1 protein-coding gene is annotated in these 1,078 nt (G+C 73.0%); it reads left to right on the forward strand.

The features are described 5' to 3' along the window. Window positions 1–952 (forward strand): porphobilinogen synthase (hemB, locus tag G6027_RS12685; protein ID WP_182637495.1); only part of this gene is annotated, 952 nt, incomplete at its 5' end. Between the last annotated feature and the right edge of the window lie 126 nt (window positions 953–1,078).

Genomic DNA, 1,078 nt, shown 5'->3' on the forward strand with positions numbered 1-1,078 from the left:
CGTCGCCGAGACCACGCTCGCACCCCGGCAGCTGGTCCTGCCGGCGTTCGTGGCCGACGGTCTCGATGCGCCGCACGCCATCTCCTCCCTGCCCGGGGTCGTGCAGCACACCGTCGACTCCCTGCGCCGTGAGGCCGCCGCCGCCGCCGAGGCGGGACTCGGCGGAATCATGCTGTTCGGGGTCCCGCTCGATGAGCACAAGGACGCCTCGGGCAGTTGCGGCGCCGCGGCCGACGGCATCCTCAACCGGGCACTGACCGCCGTCCGCGAGGAGGTGGGCGACGACCTCGTGGTGATGGCCGACACCTGCCTGGACGAGTTCACCGACCACGGCCACTGCGGTGTCCTCGGCACGGACCCGCGGGGCGAGCAGGTCGTCGACAACGACGCCACCCTGGCCGCCTACAACGACCTCGCCGTGGCCCAGGCCGCCGCCGGCGCCCACGTGGTGGGGCCGAGCGGGATGATGGACGGCCAGATAGCCGCCATCCGCGAGGCGCTGGACCGCGAGGGTTACCAGGACGTGGCCGTGCTGGCGTACAGCGCCAAGTACGCCAGCGCGTTCTACGGGCCGTTCCGCGAGGCCGTCGGGTCCTCGCTGCGTGGCGACCGGCGCACCTACCAGCAGGACCCCGCCAACCTGCGCGAGTCGCTGCGCGAGGTGCGGTTGGACCTCGATGAAGGCGCCGACATGGTCATGGTCAAGCCGGCGATGAGCTACCTCGACGTGCTGCGCCAGACCGCCGAGATCTCGGACGTGCCCGTGGCCGCCTACCAGGTCTCCGGGGAGTACGCGATGATCTCCGCCGCCGCCGAGCGCGGGTGGATCGACCACGACCCGGCGGTGATGGAGTCGTTGACCTCCATCCGCCGCGCCGGCGCGGACATCGTCCTGACCTACTGGGCGCTTCACGCTGCACGCCTCCTCGCCGACGGGTGGGGCTCCCGGTGACCGGCACCGGCCCGTGGCGCCCACCGGAGCGGACCGACGACCCCTCCGAGCGCGCCGACGGTCGTCCCGAGAGCCCCGCCGGGCCGGTACCCGACGATGTCCACTCCGCCTGGGGCCTGTGGCTCA

The sequence above is a fragment of the Dietzia sp. SLG310A2-38A2 genome (assembly GCF_014145095.1).
In the GTDB taxonomy this organism is placed as follows: Bacteria; Actinomycetota; Actinomycetes; order Mycobacteriales; family Mycobacteriaceae; genus Dietzia.